This is a genomic window from Massilia scottii (assembly GCF_030846495.1).
In the GTDB taxonomy this organism is placed as follows: Bacteria; Pseudomonadota; Gammaproteobacteria; order Burkholderiales; family Burkholderiaceae_D; genus Telluria_A; species Telluria_A violaceinigra.
Genome location: NZ_JAVCWM010000002.1, coordinates 423,270 through 442,886 on the forward strand (window position 1 = coordinate 423,270; position 19,617 = coordinate 442,886).

The following is a 19,617-nucleotide window of genomic DNA, read 5'->3' on the forward strand; positions in this document are numbered from 1 at the left end:
CATCTCCCCGTCTGCTTACTTTGCATCAAGCAATTAATTATTCTTGTGCAAAGTGGAAATATGACAATATTATTACCGGGGTTTCGTTGCATTCGTTGCAGCAGGACCAGGGCAGTGCTTTCCTGAAGAAAAAGCACGCCAGCCGGAAAAAGTACAGGAAGAAATCTCACCGAAAGAATCGAACCTCACAAGCCGCGAAAGGGCACCGCATGACAATGAAGCCTCGGAATCCGTTCAATACCGGCGGATTGCAACATCCGCGTAGTGCCGTATGCAAGAAGTCGTCTCTTGCCGTATGTATTGCCCTTGCCTTTGCCGCCGCGCCGTTCGCGCAGGCTGCCGCGGCCGGCGCTTCCGCCACAGTTCCGGCGTCCACCCAGCGTGCCGCGCCGTACTGGCAGGACGCTGCCGTTTCCGCTGAACGGATGAGCGCCACCAGCGCCCGCACGCCGTCCCTGAAGCTCAAGCGCTTCCGTGGCGCCACGCTGGACGCGGCCGGCATGCAGTCGCTGGTCGCCGGTGCCCCGCTCGAACGCGGCAGCAGCGCGCTTGCCAGCACCCAGACGATTTCGCTGCCGCACCCGGATGGCGGCTACCAGCGTTTCACGCTGGTCGAGTCGCCCATCATGGAACCCGGCCTGGCCGCCAAGCACCCGGATATCAAGACCTACAAGGGCCGCGGCATCGACGATCCGAGCGCCACCCTGCGCATGGACATCACGCCGCTCGGCCTGCACGCCTCGGTGCGTTCGGCCAATGGCGGCTGGTATGTGGACCCGTACTACCACCTCGATACGAGCCTGTACGCCAGCTACAACCGCGTCGACCTGATCAACTCGCATGGCCCGCTGATCGAGGGTGCGCTGGCCGGATCGCAACTGGCGCTGTCGCATTCCTTTTACAAGGAGGGCGGCGCGGTCGAGGTGCGCGGTTCCGGCTTTGTGCCGGGGGCGACGGTTAACCTGAGCGTGCGCGGCGAAGGCGAAGCGGCCACCTTGCACAGCGTTGCGGTCACGGCCGACAGCAAGGGCGCGGTCACCTTCAGCTTGCCCGCCGGCCGCAGCGGCGCGTTCGAGGTCAGCGCGACCGACGGCAAGACCACCAGCGCCGCCCCGTTCCGCGTGGTGGACGGCGACATGGCGCCCAATGCGGCCGTCGGCGACCAGTTGCGCACCTACCGGCTGGCACTGGTCACCGACCCGAGCTACGCCAAGCACTTCGGCGGCCCGGCCAACGTCACGGCCGCCAAGGTCACGCTGATCAACCGCGTCAGCCAGGTCTACGAGGATGAAACCTCGATCCGCATGGTGCTGATCGACGCCACCGACGCACTGAACCTCGATAGCGACGCCCAGATGACCGGCGTCGACGGCCCGTGCGGCGCGGCGGCGTGCTATACCGTCGCGCAGTCCGAAGGCTGCGCCAGTTCGACCCTGTCGCGCACCCGCGTCGTCACCGGCCTGCTGGCGGGGGCCAGCAACTTCGACATCGGCCACATTGCGTTTGGCCTGAACGGCGGCGGCATCGCCAGTCTTGGCGTCGTCGGCGGCAACGCCAAGGCCCAGGGCTGCACCGGCGTGCCCGACCCGGTCGGCGACGCGTTCGCGGTCGACTACGTGGCGCACGAACTGGGTCACCAGTTTGCCGGCAACCACACCTTCAACGGCGTCACCGCCAATTGCAGCGGCGGCAACCGCAATGGCGGCACCTCGGTGGAAGTGGGCAGCGGCTCGTCGATCATGGCGTATGCCGGCATTTGCAGCACCGACAATCTGCAGCCGCACAGCGACCCGTACTGGTCGCAGCGCAGCTTCGACGAAATCGTGGCCTACACCTCCAGCGCCGAATCGAACCTCAATGAAGTCCAGTTTGTGGCAATGAGGGGGTTCAACAAGGCAGGCCAGCAATTCCGGATCAACGTCAACGGCAACCTGTCGGCGCCTGTCGTGCGCGGCACCAATTACACCACCGCCGGTGTCAAGGCCGCGATCGAAGGCAGCCCCAACTGGCCAGCCGGCGCCGCGGTGTCGGTCAGCGCACTGTCCGACACGGCGTTTACCGTGACGTTCAACGGTTCGCTTGCGGGCACCAATGTCGCCTCGCTCCAGCTGGTCGAATGCACGGATGGCTGCAGCGGCCTGGTTGGTGAAGTCGCCAAGGGCGGCTTGACCACGCGCGGCGGCTCCGTGTCGGCGGCGGGCAACATCGCCCCTGTCGTCACGGTGCCGACCGGCTACACGATCCCCCTGCGTACGCCGTTCGCGCTGACGGGCAACGCGACCGATGCCGATGGCGACCTGATCACCTACATGTGGGAGCAGAACGACCGCGGCGCTTCCAGCGGGACCGGCTTGACCAACAACGTCAAGCTCAATGGCCCGCTGTTCCGCCAGTTCGGCACGCGCGCAGTCGTGTCCAAAGCCGACTCGCTCGAATACAACTCGGCGGGCGAGAACCACACGACGGCCGATCCGACGCGGGTGTTCCCTGACATGGTGCAGATCCTGGCCAACAACACCAATGCGGTCACGGGCGCCTGCGCCGCTGCCGCGACGCCGCCGAGCGTGGCCGATATCGACTGCTACTCGGAGTTCCTGCCGACCGCCGATTACGTGGGCCTGGCCGGTACCAACGCCTCGCCGGCGTCGCTGAACTTCAGGCTCACGGCACGCGATGGCAAGGGCGGCGTCAGCAGCGCCAGCACCAGCCTGGTGCTGGCGGCGAATACCGGACCGTTCCTGGTCACGTCGTTCGACACGGCGGTGGTGCTCGATTCGGGCTCGGTGCAGAAGGTCACCTGGAACGTCGCCAACACCAACGTGGCGCCAGTGAACACGGCCAGTGTGAACATTGCGCTGTCGCTCGACGGCGGCAAAACCTGGCCGCACCAGCTGGCCGAAGGTGTGCCGAACAATGGCAGCGCCAGCGTCACCTTGCCGTCGGTGACGACGAAAGCGGCGCGGATCAAGGTGGAAGCGGTGGGCAACGTGTTCTTCGACGTCTCGAACGCGGATTTTGCGATCCGTGTGGCGGGTGACTTGAACAACGACGGCACCGCCGATTGCGCCGACCTGGCCATCGTCAAGGCCTCGATCGGCAAGCGCACCGGCCAGCCGGGCTTTGACGTCCGGGCCGACGCGAATGCCGACGGCGTCGTCAACGCACGCGACCTGACTTACGTAGCACAGCGCCTGCCGAACGGCACCGCCTGCAATTAACCAAACGCGGCCGGCCGGGTGTGCGCATCCGGCCGGCTGTTACCGTACAACACGCCCTTCGGGGTAATAGGATAAACAAGATGACGATTTTGAAGAAATGCCTGGCTGCCATGCTGCTGGCCGCCAGTACGCAGGCTTTTGCACTTCCAACGCTGTCGCTGAGCGCCTCGCCGGCCACGGTGGGCTCGACGGTGGACCTCGCCGTGAGAATTTCCGACGTGGCGGACCTGTACGGCTACCAGTTCACGCTCACCTTCGATTCGGCCTTGCTCAAGGCGAACAGCGTTACCGAGGGTGCGTTCCTGGGCACCGCAGGCCCGACATCCAGCGGCGTCAGCGCGATCGACAACGCGACCGGCCTGATTTCGTTCGTGTTCAACACGCGCCTCGGGGCGGGTGCGGGCGCCTTCGGCAGCGGCGACCTGGCGCACATCAGTTTCGATACGCTCGCCGCGGGCAGTGCGGCGCTGACCTTCTCCGACGTGCTGTTCCTCGACTCCAACCAGAACGAGATCGTGGTGACGGCCGATAACGGTTCGGTCCAGGTCGTGCCGGAGCCGGCAACCTACATGATGATGGGCGTCGGCCTGTTGGCGCTGGGCGCGATGCGGCGCCGCCAGTTGGGCGCGCGCGCCTGATTCATCGTGCCGGCGGGGTAACCGCCGGCATTGACAATGCATCACGACAGAGGCATGCGCAGGATCACATTGCCGTGTTCCCTGCGCTGTCGTGATGCGACCAGCTTACTTCAACGATATCGCGATATCGACCACGGCAGCGCCACCGCTGCCGATCACCGAGGCCGCCGCATTCGCCGCGCCATTCACCGGCACTGCCGCTCCCGTTGCCAGATCGACCCGGTACAGCGTGTTCGGGCCGCTGGCCGTGCTACGCAAGGCCGCCAGCACCAGGCCGTTGGCGCCGCCCGCGATATCCATGCTTGCGTCGCCAAGCACATCGACACCGAAAGCGCCGATATTGGTCAAGGTGCCATCGTTCGGCGGGTTTTGCAGCGCCAGGTTGTCGCTGCCGGTATCGGCCACGAACAGCATCGTCGCGCTGGTGCCGGCGAAGCTGTTGGTGTAGGCACCCGCAGTGACCACCGGATTGGCGCCAGCCCGGTTGATGCTGCCGTCGGTGGTCGTGGCGCCCGTATCGACGTTGATGCGCAGGCTCTGGCCGGCATTGCTGATCACGCGCAGGCGGTCGGCCACCGGATTGAAGTCAACCGCAAACTCGCTGCCCGAGATGATGCTGAAGGGTAGCGTGAGATCGGCGACGTCGGCGGCGAGCGTGGCCCTGGCGGTGGCGACGCCGCTGGTGGTGTCGATCGTCATGATGCGGCCGGCCGACGAGATACCATACAGCAGGCCGTCTTTTGGACGGATATCGAATCCGAGCAGCTTTTCACCGCTGTTCAGGCCCGTGATGGCGACGTCGGTGTCGAACTTGGCCGGGGTGGCGGCCTTGAACGACACCAGGCGCGCGCCATCGGTCAGGCCGAACACGACCGGCACCTTCGGCGTACGCAGTGCCAGGCCCTTGACGCTGTCGGTCAGGTCGAGCGCGGCGAGCAGCGTCGCGGCATTCGCGCTGGCGCCCAGGTTGATCGTGTACAGCCCCGTCTTGCCGCCCACGGTCAGCGCGGCCAGGCCGCGGTTGGTGCGGGCGTCGATGTCGAAGCCGCCGACGGCGGTTGCCGGCACGCCCAGCGCAACAGGTGCGCTCAGGGTGTCATTGTTGGGCGGGGCCTGGGTGTAGAGCATGGCGCTGGCGGCGTCGATGACGAACAGCGTGGTGCTGGCGGTGCCGGCAAACCCGTTGGTGTAGGCGGCCGAAGTGATCTTCGCCGTGGCCGGGCCGCCGTTGATGTCGCCATCGCTGGTGGCGGCGCCGCTGTCGACGTTGATGCGCAGGTTCTGGCCGGTGTCGCCGACCACGCGCAAGCGGTCGGCCGCCGGGTTGAAGTCGACTGCGAAGTCGGCGCCGCGCAGGGCAGTGAAGGGCGCGCTGGTGTCGCCCGGGTCGGCCACGATGGTCGACCTGACGGCCGCCGCGCCGGTCGACGGGGCGATCGTGTAAATGCGTCCGCTGCTGCCAACGCCGTACAGTTGGCCGTCGACCGCACGGAAATCGATGCCCACGATGGTTTCCGACGTCTGCAAGCCCGACATGGCGACGTTGGTGCGCAGGGCATTGTCGGCGTTGAGCGAGACGATCCGGCCGGCGGTGCTGCGCAGCGGCCAATTGGCCACCACATCCACCCCGCTGGTGGTCGAGTCCACGCCGTTGATGAAGAAGCGCCCGCCGCCCACGCCGGCGTAGCCGCGCGCGCTGAGGAACTGGCGCACGTTGGCTTGCGTCAGGTTTTCACTGAGCACGATGCGGTCGCGAATCTTGATCCGGTAGGCATCGACCGTCAGGCTGACCGGCCCCAGCCGCGCAACCGCGCCGAGCGCCAGATTCACCGACTTTTCAGGCCCCAGCGGCGTGGCGCCGAGCGCGTGGCCAGCTTGCCGGTTGTGCTTGTCGTTAACAGAACGACGCATTTCACATATGCTCGGAAGGCGAGCGCAACGCCGCTGGGCTGGCCGAACGGCTTGGCCTATTGGCCAGTTGGCTTCTCGAATGGCCTGCTGTAATGTCTAAGCTCCGCGTCGCTGGGGACGCGGCTGCAAATGCGATGCGTTCGCTAAAGGGTGGCTTGGATCGCTTCAGAATCCATGACCGCAACCGCACACAGCATCGCGGTCTATTGTTGAAATCGTTGCAGTTCGATAGTTTCTTGGGTATCAAGACTGGCGTCAGGATGAACGCGACTCCTGAATTGGAGAAAAAATGTGGCGTATTGCACTCCCGTTTCTTTTGCTCATGTTTGCCTTTACAGCGCGCGCTTCCACAGAGCCGGACAAGTACGCCGAGTTTCGTGCGCTTGCCATGGACGTTGCGGCGAACATCGAGGCGGCAGCCGGGAAGCTTCATACGGAGGGTATTCCAGGCTACGCGCCCGATAGCGATCGGCGCAATGCCATCGGGCGCCTGCGGACCAGGCTCGAGAAATTTTCAAAAATTCCTGCCCTCACGGAACGGGACATTCAAAACGCCGGCTATGCGCTCGGTGGGCTGATCGAATACGAACCGGAAGTGTACGCGGCAGTCATCAACGAACCTGGCATGCGCGCCCGGCTTCGTTCCGCTGAGCTGAACATGGGAATGGAGTTTTTCGTTGCGCCCGAATTGGTTTCGCAGGGCATGAAAATTCTCGACGATCTGCTGGCCTTGGCGAAGACAGCTCCAACCAAAGCGCCTCCAGCCGCCAAGGAGGGGCAGCCCATCAGCGGCGAGACCCTGGACGATATTGCCGATGAGCTGAAAAATGAACGTGCTCAGATAGCCGGCGAAGCCTTCGCCAATCGATATATGGCAGCCAAAACCGGGGCAATGTTGTACCAGATGCTGGGGACATTGCACCGAAGCGGGCGAATCTCCGACGAGTCGCTCGATACGCAGATCATGTCTTACCTGCTTGAAGCCAAGGGGCCGGCGTACGACTATTATCGCCTGTACGCGTTCTACGGCAACAACTACGCGCTTGCCAATCGCCTCGGCAGCATGTACCTGGCAAAGTACTGCGCTGACGCGGAAAATTTCAGTTTTATATGCTTCACTGTCATAACGCAGACGGCCTTCAACTATTACCGGCTCGGTGATACCGCCGCCTATGGCGCTACGCTGCGGCAGCTGGATAAAGCACTCGGTGAGCATCGGCGACTGCGGCTGGCAACCATGTCCATGAGTGCGGTGGCCGGAACAGAGACAGAAAGGAGGAAAAAAGCGCTTGTGGAACTGAGATCCCACATACCCAACATGGACAGCTTGATCGATGGCGATGAAGGAAATTGGGAATTCGACGAGATGGAGAGGATGGCGGCCGGCGTGATGCAAGCCCAAGCCGTAGGCTACTGGATCGCGCGAGCTGACGGCAAGAACTTCCCCCGGATTGCAACAGCGATGGCAGAGGCCAGGGATGAGGAATTCGCCGAAGAGGACTGGGCATCAGTGTTAATCGTCGGCGCCTATTTGAGTTCCATCGCACTGAATGATTACGACGCATTAGTGACAGCGATAAACGGCATACGCGATTTAATGGCCGCGCACGCCGCAGAAAACGAGGCTGATAGCGACCTCGTTCCCGTCGATCTCATGAAGGTTGGCGCGCTGTACGGCGCCAACAGGCTGAAAGAGGCGCGCGAACTCGCAAAGAAAATACGGAGCAACCCCGCATTCAGCCCGCCACAAATTGATGCCGGGCCAGCGCCCTTGAACGTTCTTTCAAGTTGCCACTCAGCCGCAAGCTTCGTGCCGAACGAGGCCGCGAATCCGGTCATGTCCGCCAACCAGTATCTATTAAGTAAGATCGAAATGAGGATCGGCCTGAGAATGGGCGAACGGATGCCGATAGCGGCGGTCCGTTCGATCATGGAATACGAGGCTCGCGAACTGCTCGCAGAAACATCCAGCAGGAACGAGAAACATCAAGCTTTCCTGCCTTCGGATTTTATCTCGAGCTGGCCTGACTACAGCAAGGTATTCGCAGGCGATAAAAATGCGCACGCGCGACTTGCCAAGGCGGCCAAATGCTTGCTCGCGCGTCCAGAAATCGTCGAGCGCCTGGGCTACGATTTCGTCAACAAAGGCAGCAAGGAGCGCCAAACCCTGAATGCGTCCATTTTCGCCTTGCTGTCGGACAGCGGGATGTTTCAGCAGCACGGCAAGGTGATCAACAACGAGGACTTCGTGCTGTTGCAGGCAGCGTCCATCATGCAGGCGCACAACGGCATATCGTCCGCGACAGCCCGATCCGTCTTTGCCAGCAGCGATGTTCGCAACAGTATCCAGGGGGCGGAAATTGGCATGGCACGACTTACCGACCAGTTCAACGCGTCGGCCAAGCACTATAACTTATCGGAAATGGTAAAGCTGATCTCCGCGGACCAGGCTGGCGGCCTGGAACCAATGCTGTCGAGCATGATGAATTATCCGGAAGAATTCGCAACCTATGCGCAACTCAGGAATCAAAGTATTGCCACGCTGGATGAAGTAAAAAAGATGCTAAAAGCAGGCGACGCGGCCATGCTGTTGACCCTGTTCGACGGCAGGCTGGTATCGGTCGTCGTGCGGGAAGATTCCGCCAGAGTGCGGTCGGCCAGCATCCCGCGCAAGGGGATGAAAAGTGCCGTGGCCGAACTGCAGGCAAGTACCAATTTTCTCTCGCGGCAGAGTACACGCTTGCCTCCCCCTTATCGCGCCGACATCGCCTGGCAGCTCTACAAGCAATTGTTCAAACCCATCGAGGCTTGGCTCGCTGGCGTGCGCACGGTGTATCTGGTGGCAGGTGAAGATCTGGCCCTGATTCCATTCTCCGCGCTGGTCACATCGACACCGCCGGCCCAGTCGGCCGTTGACTTCTCGACATACCGCCGGTTGCAGTGGCTCGGAGACAAGCTCGCCTTCGTCTCGCTTCCCTCAGTGCATTCGCTGCTTAAAACCGCCGCCGTAAGCAATCGGGAAACGCCCAGTTTACTCGGCGTCGGCGACCCGGAGGTGGCCGCGCAGATGCTGATCGACCTTCGTCTATCGCCGATGCCCGACACCGCCCGCTTGCTCAACAGGGTCCGCAAGCCCGGCGATCCGGCGCCTCTGCTGCGCGCCCAAGCCAGCTATGGAGGCTTGCTCGCGGCCGGCAATCGTGGAATTCTGTCGCGTGCGGATATCGCCTTGATCAACTCCCACGCACTGGCGGCCGGCGAGAGCGCAAAATACGGAACGCAGGAGCCGGCCATTTTGCTGGCGCCCACAAGCCAGCCTGACCTCGCCGATTTTCTCGATCCAACGAAGGTGATGTCGATGAAACTGTCGCTCAGGCTGATCATGCTGCTTGCATGCGAGACGGCGGGTGGCCGCACGATAGACAATGCGCAGCCGTATGCAGGACTGGTCAATGCATTTTTCTTCGCAGGCGCCGATTCAGTGGTGGCCACCAATTTGCCGGTTGATCCGGCCGTCGCGGAAGACTTCGCGGTGCACTTCCTTCAGTATGTCAGGGACGGCAAGAAGTCCAGTGCCATGGCGTTGCAGATGGCCGCAGCCGATGTCCGTTGCGCAAACGATTCCATGGCATGTGCCGAGGGCGATCGATATGTGTGGGCCCATCCTGCGTATTGGTCCCAATTTACGCTGGTCGGTTCGGGCCGCTGAAGCTGAGGTTAGCGTTCTTTACATTAAGGAGAACATCGCATGAGCACATCCCGTAGCAGGAATGCGAATACATACGTACGGCAAGCTGCCGCCGCTCTGTTTTTTAGTGGCATGTGTCTGGCCCAGGCCGCACCAACAGTGTCGGATATCCTCATCAAGCACAATATCAAAGACGGTGAGGTGCCTACCGCTACCCTGATGCACATCATCTTGACGGCGGAGCCAAAAAACCAGGACGAGCGAGACGTGGTGCTCGGGCTGAAACAGGACGTCCTCGAGCGCTACTTGAACAATGAAACGCAAGATCATAAAGAGGCCGCGCTGGCGCTATCGATAGCGGTTGTTGAAGACGCACGTGAACTCTACGGAAGGGACAGCGCCAGGGTAATCCCCGTCTTGCGCCTGGCTGCGCGCGTGTGCTTGCACTACCAGGAGCGTGCCCGTGCCGTCACTCTGCTGACCGACGCGCTGCGCGTCTCCGAGATCGTTTATGGTGCCGATGACCCGGCCAGCCGTTTTGTCATGCGCGATCTGGGCCAAAGCTACGCAGCGAAAGGCAATCCTGCCCGCGCCGATCAATTGAAGAAGAAGGCGGAATACCTGAAGAAGGTGGCGCCAGCATCGATCCGGGGTATCAGCGTCTTGGCGAGCGCTCCGCCCGCGATTGAATCGAAGCCCTATCAACTGGTTCCAGTCTTTTTCCAGACTACCCGCAAGAAAACGGGTAACGACGATCCCCAAGCGTATTTCGGCACGCAGCGCGCCGGCGCAAGCAGCTATGGCGTTTCCTACGTCAGCGTGCCGCGCCAGCGCGAAAGCGGCACGATTCCGCACGCATCCATCCTCAAGCTGGACTTCAGCACCGATCCGAACCGCCATGTGATTCTGAAGGAGATTTCCCTTTATGACGGCAGGGCAGGCTTCCTCAAGGCCATCACAGAGAAAATGAACGCCTCTGCCCGCAAGGAATCGCTCGTCTACATCCACGGTTTCAATCAATCGTTCCAGGATGGCATGGAAACAGCGGGCATGCTGGCTGTCGATCTGGAAATCGACGGCAGCGTCGTCTCGTACGCCTGGCCCTCCAAGAAGAATGTACTCAAGTACGTCGCAGACATGGATGAATCGAATGCGCTGATCAATAAGGATGCCCTTAAAGAATTGCTGGCCGACGTGTCCAGCTCGGTTGGTGCAAAGAGCGTCTACGTAATCGCTCACTCGATGGGCAACCGGTTGCTGCTCGACGCGTTGCAGCTCTTGCCCTCCAGCGGTGACAAGCGGCGCTTCGATAGTGTGATCTTTGCCTCGCCCGACGTGGAAAGCAATGAGTTCGAAACGATGGTCGGCAAGACCTTTAGCCAGGCGAGCAGAATGACGCTATACACGGCAGGGAGCGACATTCCTCTCAGTCTGTCGGAGTTGATTCGCGCAGGACTGTTCAATAGCGATAATTTACGCCGCGCTGGCGACCGCGATGGCGGTGTAAAGTCACACCCGTATCTGGACGTGGTCGATGCGTCCAAGGCGCAAGCGGATTGGCTGGGACACCGCAACTTCGCCCAACTGGCCAAGGATGACTTGAGGGCCTTGTTGTGGTTACGCGTCCCGGCAACCAGGCGCTGCGTGCTGCAGGCACAGACCGGAGGATGGCGCTACGACCCGCAGGTAAACTGCAGCTCCGGTGCCTTCGGCATGGCAACCTTGTATTACCGGCGCCTGCAGGATACGGCAAAGGCGGCGGCGCAGCTCGATAGCACTGCCGGCCCGCTGGCGAAGCAGGCCAGTTCGATCCTTAAAGGCATGCTGCCGACGAACTAGCGCCGGCCGGTTGGCCAATTGGCCAGTTGGCTTTTCAAACGGCTTGCTGTAATGTCATGAAATTCGCGCCGCCGGGGGCGCCGCTGCGTCTGTGATGCGTTCGCCAAAGGGTGGCTTGGATGACTTCAGAAGTCAGGGTTGCAACCGCACACAGCCTCGAAGCCGAGCTTCTCCGCCTGCTCGCGCGCCAGGGCCGGCGCGTGCCCATCCCGGTCTTCCTCGGCGCCGTCATGATCGCCGCGCTGGCGTGGGGACGCGTCCCCAGCGTGTACCTCGGCGCCTGGCTGCTGCTGGTGGCGCTGGTGCTGGTGGCCCGCTGGCTCATCCTGGGCCGCCTGCCGGCGCTGGCCGACCTGAGCGACGCGCGCCGTCTTCAGATCTGTATCGCGCTGAGCGCCCTGAACGGCTGCACGCACGCGCTGTCGCTGCTGTTTTTCACGGCGCTGCCCGAATTCCAGCGCGCCATCCAGTCCCTGCTGCTGGTGGGACTGTGCGCCGGCTCGGTTGCCACCACCGCCGGCTATCGCCCGGTGTTTCTCGCGTTCCTGCTGCCGGTGATGGCGCCGCTGGTGGCCCAGTGGGCGCTGATGGGCCATGGCGGCTGGGTCGGCGGCGCCACCGCGCTCATCCTGACGCTGTTCGGTGCGGTGCTGATTGCCCTGGCCAGCGACTCGTTCCGCCTGTTTCGCGAATCGTTCGAGATCCGCCTGCAGCAGGCCAGCCTGAACGCGCAGCTCAACCTTGCCCTGAGCGCGGCCGAAGCGGCCAACCGCGCCAAGACCCGCTTCCTGGCCTCGGCCAGCCACGACCTGCGCCAGCCGGTGCACGCGCTATCCCTGTTCGCCGGCGCACTCGCCATGCAGCCGCTCGATGACGACAGCCGCGACATCGCGCGTCACATGGGGCAGGCGATCCAAACCTTGTCGGGCCAGCTCGATGCCTTGCTCGACGTCTCCAGGCTCGACGCCGGTATCGTCCAGGTCCGCCCGGCGGAACTGGAGCTGGCGCCTTTTCTTGCTTGCGTGTACGACGAATATCTGCCCGCGGCGCAGGCGCGGGGCTTGCAGCTGACGCTCGAGTGCGACTGCGCACCCCTGATCGTGACCGACGAGGTGCTGCTGGGCCGGCTGGTGTGCAACCTGGTCGACAACGCGATCAAGTACACCACGCAGGGCTCGGTCAGCCTGAGCCTGAGCGGGCAGGGCGGCCAGGTGGTCATGGCGGTGGTGGACAGCGGCAGCGGCATTCCCCTCGCCGAGCACGATCGCGTGTTCGAGGAGTTTTATCAGATCGGCAACTCCGAGCGCGACCAGAGCAAGGGCCTTGGCCTCGGCCTGTCGATCGTGCGCCGCCTGGCGGACCTGCTGCGGATGCGCCTCGAAATGGTGTCATTCCCCGGCGCTGGCACCAGCTTTTACCTGGTATGCGAGCAGTCCGGCCAGCAAGCCGCCGGCGCGCGCCCCGCAGCTGCGCCCGCCGCGCCGATTCCCGGCCGGCACGTCCTGGTGGTCGACGACGATGCCTCGGTCCGCGCCGGCATGCAAGCGCTGCTGCACGGACTGGGCGCGCAAGTGACGCTGGCCGGCAGCACCGCCGAAGCCCTTGCGGCGGTTGCGCAACACTGTCCGGATCTGCTGCTGGTCGACTTTCGCCTGCGCGACGGCGACAACGGCCTGGCCACCGTGGCGGCGCTGCGCCAGCTGTACCCGGCGCTGCCCGCTATCCTGATCAGCGGCGACACCGCGCCCGACCGCCTGCGCGAAGCCAACAGCGCCGGCCTCCCATTGCTACACAAACCCGTCGCTGCAGATGTCCTCAGGCAAGCTCTGAGCGACACGAGCGCACTTCAAGCGAGCGCTTGCCATGGATCAGACGAACAGCGGTAAACGGGCGCCGGCATGGCTCTCGCAAGGCGTCGAACATCTGTTTTCCACGCTGAAAGAGGAGGGCGAGCCGGCGATCGACGTCGACGTGCTGATCGTCGGCAGCGGCTACGGCGGCGCGGTGGCCGCGGCCGGGCTGGCCGGCAGCGTCAAGGATGGCAAGCCGGTAACGGTCTGGGTGCTCGAACGCGGCAAGGAATACCTGCCGGGATCCTTCCCCGGCCGTATGAGCGAGCTGGCCGGCCACGTGCGTGTCAGCATGCCGAACGGGGCCGCGCCGACCGGCGAGCGCGAGGGCTTGTTCGATGTGCGCGTGGGCGGCGATGTCAGCGCGCTGGTCGCCAATGGCCTGGGTGGCGGATCGCTGATCAACGCGGGCGTCATGGTGCGCCCGCGTGGGGCCCCGCTCAAGAAATTGGCCGCGCTGGTGGGCGACCTGGAACCGTACTTCGTCAGGGCGCTCGATGCGCTCGGCGCGCAGGTCGGCGGCGAGGCGAATACGATCGAGAAGCACGCCGGGCCGCCTCCGGCCAAATACGAGGCCCTGCGCAAGATGGCCGGCCGGCTGCAACCGGGCGATGGCGTGTTCAGCCCGGCCCCCATCACGGTCGCCATGCGCGAGCGCGCCAGCGCCGGCGGCGTGGGCTTGTCCGCCTGCGCCATGTGCGGCGACTGCGCCACCGGCTGCAACCTGAACGCCAAGGAGTCGCTCGACACCAACCTGCTGTACAAGGCATGGAAACAGGGTGCGAAGCTGTACACCGGGGCCACGGTGCTGCGCATCGAGCGCGACGCCAGGCTGGGCGCCTGGTGCGTCCACGTCAACTACACCGACGCCAAACTGCGCGCGCGGCGCGACTTGCCGTACAAGATTCGTGCGCGCAAGCTGATCCTGGCGGCCGGCACCTTCGGCTCCACCGAAATCCTGCTGCGCTCCCAGAGCGACGAGCTCAGGTTCTCATCGAAGATCGGCCAAAAGTTTTCCAGCAACGGCGACATGATCGCGGTCGCGTACGATGGCCCCGATCCTGTCAACGGCGTGGCGGACGAAGCCACACCCCCGCGCGAGCGCCAGGTTGGGCCGACCATCACCGGCATGGTCGACCTGCCCGGCACGCCCTCGGACCTGCTGATCGAGGACATGGCGGTGCCGGGACCGTTGCGCCGCCTGTTCGAGGAAATGGCCACCACCGCCAACACCCTGCATGAACTCGGCCGGCTCGACGCCAGCGTTCACACCGGCCTGCCCGGCGAGCGCGACCCGTGCGCGGTCGACCGCGACCGGCTGGGGCGCAGTGCGCTGCTGGCCGTGATGGGGGACGATGGCGCCGGCGGATGGCTCGAACTGGTCGGCGGCAAGGATGACGACAGCGGCGACGGCGCGATTCGGGTACGCTGGCCGGGGCTGCGCGACCATGGCCTGTTCCAGCACCAGGTGCGGGCACTCGGTGGTGTGGCGAATAGCGGCAATCCCGGGCCCGGCCCGAACGGGACCATCCTCCCGAACCCGCTGTGGAAAATGCTGCCCGAATCGATGGAATTCCTGCTCTCGAACCGGCGCGGGCCCTTGTTGACAGTGCATCCGCTGGGCGGCTGCGCTATCGGCCCGAGTGTGGATAAGGGCGTGGTCAACGATTGCGGCGAGGTGTTCCGCGCGCTGACCGGCGATGACGACACCGTGCACGAAGGCCTGATGGTACTCGACGGCGCCATCCTCCCCGACGCGCTCGGCGTCAATCCGGCGCTGACCATCACGGCGCTGGCGCTGCGCGCGATCGACAAGCTGAAACAGAAATGGGAGTGGGATACGCCGCCGGCCGCCGCGCCGTTGCCGGTGACCCGGCCGCGCTTCCGGGCCGAACAGGCACCGGAGACACCACGCCCGACCACGGCCCAGTTCATCGAGCGCATGTCCGGCCCGGCAACGCTGGTCGACCGCCACGGCGTCAAACTGCACTGCATGATCGAGCTGAGCCTGCATTTTTCCGCCATCGACCTGGCCAGCCTGGTGCTGCCGACGGCTGGCCAGGCGGTGCCGATCAAGCGCGCATTGCAGATCGATCCCGCGGCGAGCATGCTCGAACTGTTCGACGCCACCCAGTGGGACGACTGGAAGCTGCGGCGGGAAGTGCCGGGCGAAACGCCGCCGCGTCCATTGCTCAAGGCCGCCGTGGCGGGAACGCTGCATTTCTTCCACCGCGAAGCATCCACGCCGGCGCAGCGCCGCTCGAACAGTGTGCTGCCCTGGCTGCTCAACCGGGGCTTGCGCGACACCTGGCAGTGGGGCGCCGAGCGCTGGTCGCAGGGCAGCCTGTCGTTCACGCGCGAGACGGCGCGCCAGTTGCTGGGCGACTTGCGCACGCGCTACGACAACGCCATGGCCCTCGCGTCGCACGCCGGGGAAGTGCGCCTGTTCGAGTACGCCATCGATATCGGCGCAAGCGACGTGGCCGATTTGCGCCTGGACGCGAACAAGTTCAGCGGTCAGTGCATTCTCGGCACCAAGCGCTTCACCTACGCCCGTGCCTCGAACCCGTGGAACCAGCTCATGCGCATGGAGGTCGACTCCTTTCCCTGCCTGAGAGCAGGCACCCGGCCCGAACTGGAGCTCGACACCAATTTCCTGGTGCGCGAAAACGTGGCGCTGTTTCGCATCCTGGGGCAGCAGGACCAGCCGGCCGCGCTGGCCGATGTGGTGTCGCTCGGTGCCTACCTGCTGCGCCTGCTGCTCAGCATCCACATGTGGAGCCTGCGCAAGCCCGATGCGACGCCGATGCGCGTGCCGGCGCGCCTGCCGGGCATCATCGATGGATTGCCGCGTCCGGAAATCACCGAGATTGAAGTCGACCAGCTCGCGGACGGCACGCCGGTGCATGTGCGCCTGACGCGCTACCGGTGCGACGAAGTCCATATGGATTATCCACCCGTGGTCATGATCCACGGCTACAGCGCCAGTGGTACCACCTTCGCCCATCCCGTGGTCAAGCCGAACCTGGCCAGCTACCTGTGGAAGCGCAAGCGCGACGTCTGGATCGTCGACCTGCGCACCAGCAGCGGCATGCCGCACGCGCGCCATCCCTGGACGTTCGAGGATGCGGCGCATGCCGACATTCCGGCCGCGATCGCGCATATCTGCCGCGCCAGCGCCGCCGGCTATGTCGACGTGGTCGCCCACTGCATGGGCGCGGCCATGATCAGCATGGCCATCCTGGCCGAGCCGCGCGCAGGCGAGCGCTTCGCGGCGGAGCGGCTGGCGATGAGCAACAGCATCCGGGGCCTGGTGCTGTCGCAGGTGGGGCCGCTGGTGGTGTTCAGCCAGGCCAATATTTTCCGGGCCTATCTGCTCGGTTTCCTGCGCCAGCTGTTGCCGCTGCGCGGTTTCGCGTTCCGGGTCGAGGGCGAACCGGGCCTCATGGACGAACTCATCGACCGCCTGCTGGCCACGACGCCGTACCCGATGGAAGAATTCCACCTGGAAAATCCGTGGTGGCCATGGGGCAAGGCCGATTTCGTGCGCACGCGCCACCGGATGGATGCGCTGTACGGACGCGACTTCAGCCTGTGCAATGTGGACCGGCCGGTGCTAGATCATATCGACGACTTTTTCGGCCCGCTGAGTATCGAGACGGTGTCGCAGGCCATGCATTTCGCGCGCCTGAAAACCATCACCAACCGCGCCGGGCGCAACGTCTATGTGTCACGCGAAGACATCAAGAAGCGCTGGAAATTCGATACCATGAGTGTGCATGGCATGGACAACGGCTTGTCCGACCCGGCCACCCTGGGCCGCATGGACGCCATGTTCAAGGACACCTTTTTCGCCTACGTCACCCGGCCGATGGAGGGATTCGGCCACCAGGACTGCTTTATCGGGCGCGACGCGCACAAGGTGTTCGCGGCCGTGGACGCATTCCTGGGGCCGGAAACGACCTCGCTGGCGGATTACAAGATGAGCGATGCGCCCGGTCCCGACCGCTGGTCGCTGCGCACGCCCTGGAGCGGGCCGGTGCGCACCAGCCTCGACACGCCGAACGGCTTCCAGGTCGGGGCTGGATCGGACCCGGCGTACACGCGGGCGGTGCTGGTCGCCTTCATTCCGGTCACGACGGATGGCGAACACTATCGCATATGGTCCGGAACGCCGGGCGAGGCTCCCAGGGAGGCGCTGTTGCGCGGCTTGCAGCTGTATGCCGGCGCCGGCGACGAGCATGGCTGGATGCAGTTCGCGCCGGTGCCGCCGACGGCCGCCGCACCGGGCGGCCCGGACGGCTTGCTGATGCTGCTTTTCTATGACGAAAAACCCACCTTCTTCGATAGCGATGCGTCGCCGCAGTTCCATCATCCTTCCTTGCGCGGCAGGGAACTGATGGGCCTGCTGCGAGACCGGCGCGCCATGGCCGCGCCGCCCATCCTGCCGGGCAACCCGCTCGCGCTGGCGGCGATCCTCGCCGCACTGCTCGATTTCGTCGACAAGATTTTCGACGACATCACCCGCAACATCGAACGCGAACTGGCGGCCAGCAAGGTGGGGAAGCTGGCGCCGGGCCTGGTCAGTTTCGGCACCGGGGCCGCCGGCAGGGATCCATCGCGCGTGTGCTTTGCCATGGGCAGCTGCCAGTATCCGGCCGGTCTGCTCGACCAGGGGCCGGCGTTCGCTTCCTTCCAGCGCCTGGCCGGACGGCTCGACGACGATGACGGCACGGCGCCCGCCTTCCTGCTCCTGCTGGGCGACCAGATCTACAGCGACGCCACGGCCGGCCTGTTCGATCCGAGCGCGCTGGACGACCGCTATGTCCGGCCCTATGAGAAGCTGTTTGCGAACAAGCACGTCAAGTCGGTCATGCGGCGCCTGCCCACCTTCATGATGCTGGACGATCACGAGATCATGGATAACTGGGAACCGCTGGCCCATGCGCGGCGGGTCGACCCCAACCTGACGGCGGGCCGCTCGGGCTACCTGCAGTTTCAGCGCACGAACGCGCTGGTGCCGTCGCTGGGGACGGCGCAAGCCCCGCACAGCCTGGAGACGGGGACGCCCCTGCATGGCTTCGCCTTCTTCATCGCCGACACCCGCACCGAGCGCACGGCGCGTTCCGCGAGCACGGCCGGCAGCGCGTCCATCATGAGCGAGCGCCAGTTCACACTGCTGCTCGGCTGGCTGCTGGCCCAGCACGAGGCCGATGCGGACCGGCCGAAATTCATTGCATCGCCATCGATCCTGGTGCCGCGCCGGCTGCGCGCGGTCCACGGCGGCCCGGGCGCGCACTGCCTGCGCTCCGACGCCTGGGACGGCTACCCGGCGTCGATGCAGCGGCTGCTGGCCCACATCGGCGGCCATGGCATCGGCAACGTGGTGTTCCTGTCCGGCGACGAACACCTTTCCTGCAATGCGACCTTGCTGATCCAGCCGCCGGGCACGAAGCCGGCGGTCACCGTGCGATCGTTTCACAGTTCAGCCCTGTACGCGCCTTATCCGTTCGCCAATTCGATACCGGAGGACCTGGCCGACAGCGGTGAGACCTTCAGCTTCGCCGATCCGGCCGGAGCGTTTCCCGGGCAGTTCGGCTGCACAGTGGTGGAGGTGACCTATGCAAAAGGCGATGGTTTCGCGCTCGTGACGGCCGAACAGCGCGCCGGCCGCTGGAACATCGACTGCAGTTTCGACCGTGCCCCGCCTTAGCAGGCGCTGCGGCTGTGCTCCGGCGGGCGGGCGCTCGCTTGGCACGACTGCATGTCGGGAAACAGTTGCAGGCGGTTCGCCTCGTACACCGCCGCCGTGCGGTTGAGCACGCCAAGCACCTTGAACGCAATGGCCAGGTGATGTTTGACCGTGCTCGTGGTCACCTGCATTTCGCGGGCAATTACCTTGTTGCTTTGACCCCGGATGGCGCTGAACAGGGCTTGCCTCTGGCGCGGCGAGAGCGCATCGAGCACCGGATTGTGCGGGGGCGGCGGGCGCGGTGCCGGCTGCGCGCCCTGAATTTGCGGGCGCGGCAGTTTGCTCGGCAGCGCAACGCCGCCGTGCAGCACGGTGTCCAGCGCCTCAAGCAGGGTTTGCAGGTCGGACGCCTTGCACACATAGCCGGCTGCGCCATGATCGATGGTCTGGAACACGATGCGGGGATCGGTCTCGCCGGAGACGATCACGATGCAGGCCGTATCGTAGGTCTTGCGCAGGATGGCCAGGTTGTCCATGCCGTCGTTGCCGGGCATGTGCAGGTCGAGCAAGATCACCTCGAAGCGCTGGCCGGCGCTGGCGTACTCCAGCGCCTCCTCACGGCTTTGCGCGACAAACAGGGTGTTGCCCTTCTGCAGGCGGTCCAGCGCCATTGTCAGGCTTTCCGTGAACATCTTGTGGTCATCGACAAGCAGCAAGCGCACGACTGGCTCCTTTGAAGAAATCGCCTGGACTATTGCTGTGTCCGGCACCCTGGCCACAT

General features: G+C 64.4%; 8 protein-coding genes. 6 read left to right on the forward strand and 2 right to left on the reverse strand.

The window, feature by feature from the left end; genetic code table 11:
- Positions 1-425 precede the first annotated feature (425 nt).
- Both RBA41_RS03890 and RBA41_RS03895 read left to right on the forward strand, forming a co-directional pair.
- On the forward strand, positions 426-3,218 hold the full coding sequence (locus RBA41_RS03890; protein ID WP_306621225.1) for a reprolysin-like metallopeptidase: 2,793 nt from the start codon (positions 426-428) through the stop codon (positions 3,216-3,218).
- A gap of 80 nt (positions 3,219-3,298) precedes the next feature.
- On the forward strand, positions 3,299-3,856 hold the full coding sequence (locus tag RBA41_RS03895) for a cohesin domain-containing protein (RefSeq protein WP_306621227.1): 558 nt from the start codon (positions 3,299-3,301) through the stop codon (positions 3,854-3,856).
- Positions 3,857-3,961: 105 nt separating this feature from the next.
- On the opposite strand, the gene RBA41_RS03900 is transcribed toward RBA41_RS03895, so the two are convergent.
- Positions 3,962-5,767 carry a DUF4394 domain-containing protein gene (locus tag RBA41_RS03900; RefSeq protein ID WP_306621229.1) on the reverse strand — a complete coding sequence of 602 codons (1,806 nt, stop codon included), beginning with the start codon at positions 5,765-5,767 and terminating at the stop codon, positions 3,962-3,964.
- A gap of 289 nt (positions 5,768-6,056) precedes the next feature.
- On the opposite strand from RBA41_RS03900, the gene RBA41_RS03905 reads away from it, so the two are divergent.
- The 4 genes from RBA41_RS03905 (at position 6,057) to RBA41_RS03920 (ending at position 18,857) form a co-directional block, all read left to right on the forward strand.
- Entirely contained in the window at positions 6,057-9,476 is a 3,420-nt protein-coding gene (locus tag RBA41_RS03905; protein ID WP_306621232.1) for a CHAT domain-containing protein, read from the forward strand.
- A 39-nt stretch (positions 9,477-9,515) separates the two neighbouring features.
- Entirely contained in the window at positions 9,516-11,294 is a 1,779-nt protein-coding gene (locus RBA41_RS03910; protein ID WP_306621234.1) for an alpha/beta hydrolase, read from the forward strand.
- A gap of 119 nt (positions 11,295-11,413) precedes the next feature.
- Positions 11,414-13,180 carry an ATP-binding response regulator gene (locus tag RBA41_RS03915; RefSeq protein WP_306621236.1) on the forward strand — a complete coding sequence of 589 codons (1,767 nt, stop codon included), beginning with the start codon at positions 11,414-11,416 and terminating at the stop codon, positions 13,178-13,180.
- Positions 13,158-18,857 carry an alkaline phosphatase D family protein gene (locus tag RBA41_RS03920; RefSeq protein ID WP_306621238.1) on the forward strand — a complete coding sequence of 1,900 codons (5,700 nt, stop codon included), beginning with the start codon at positions 13,158-13,160 and terminating at the stop codon, positions 18,855-18,857. Before RBA41_RS03915 ends, RBA41_RS03920 begins: the two co-directional genes overlap by 23 nt.
- Here RBA41_RS03920 and RBA41_RS03925 read toward each other — a convergent pair.
- Positions 18,854-19,558: a response regulator transcription factor gene (locus RBA41_RS03925; protein ID WP_306621240.1), complete on the reverse strand. Its 705-nt coding sequence runs from the start codon at positions 19,556-19,558 to the stop codon at positions 18,854-18,856. The genes RBA41_RS03920 and RBA41_RS03925 overlap by 4 nt on opposite strands.
- Between the last annotated feature and the right edge of the window lie 59 nt (positions 19,559-19,617).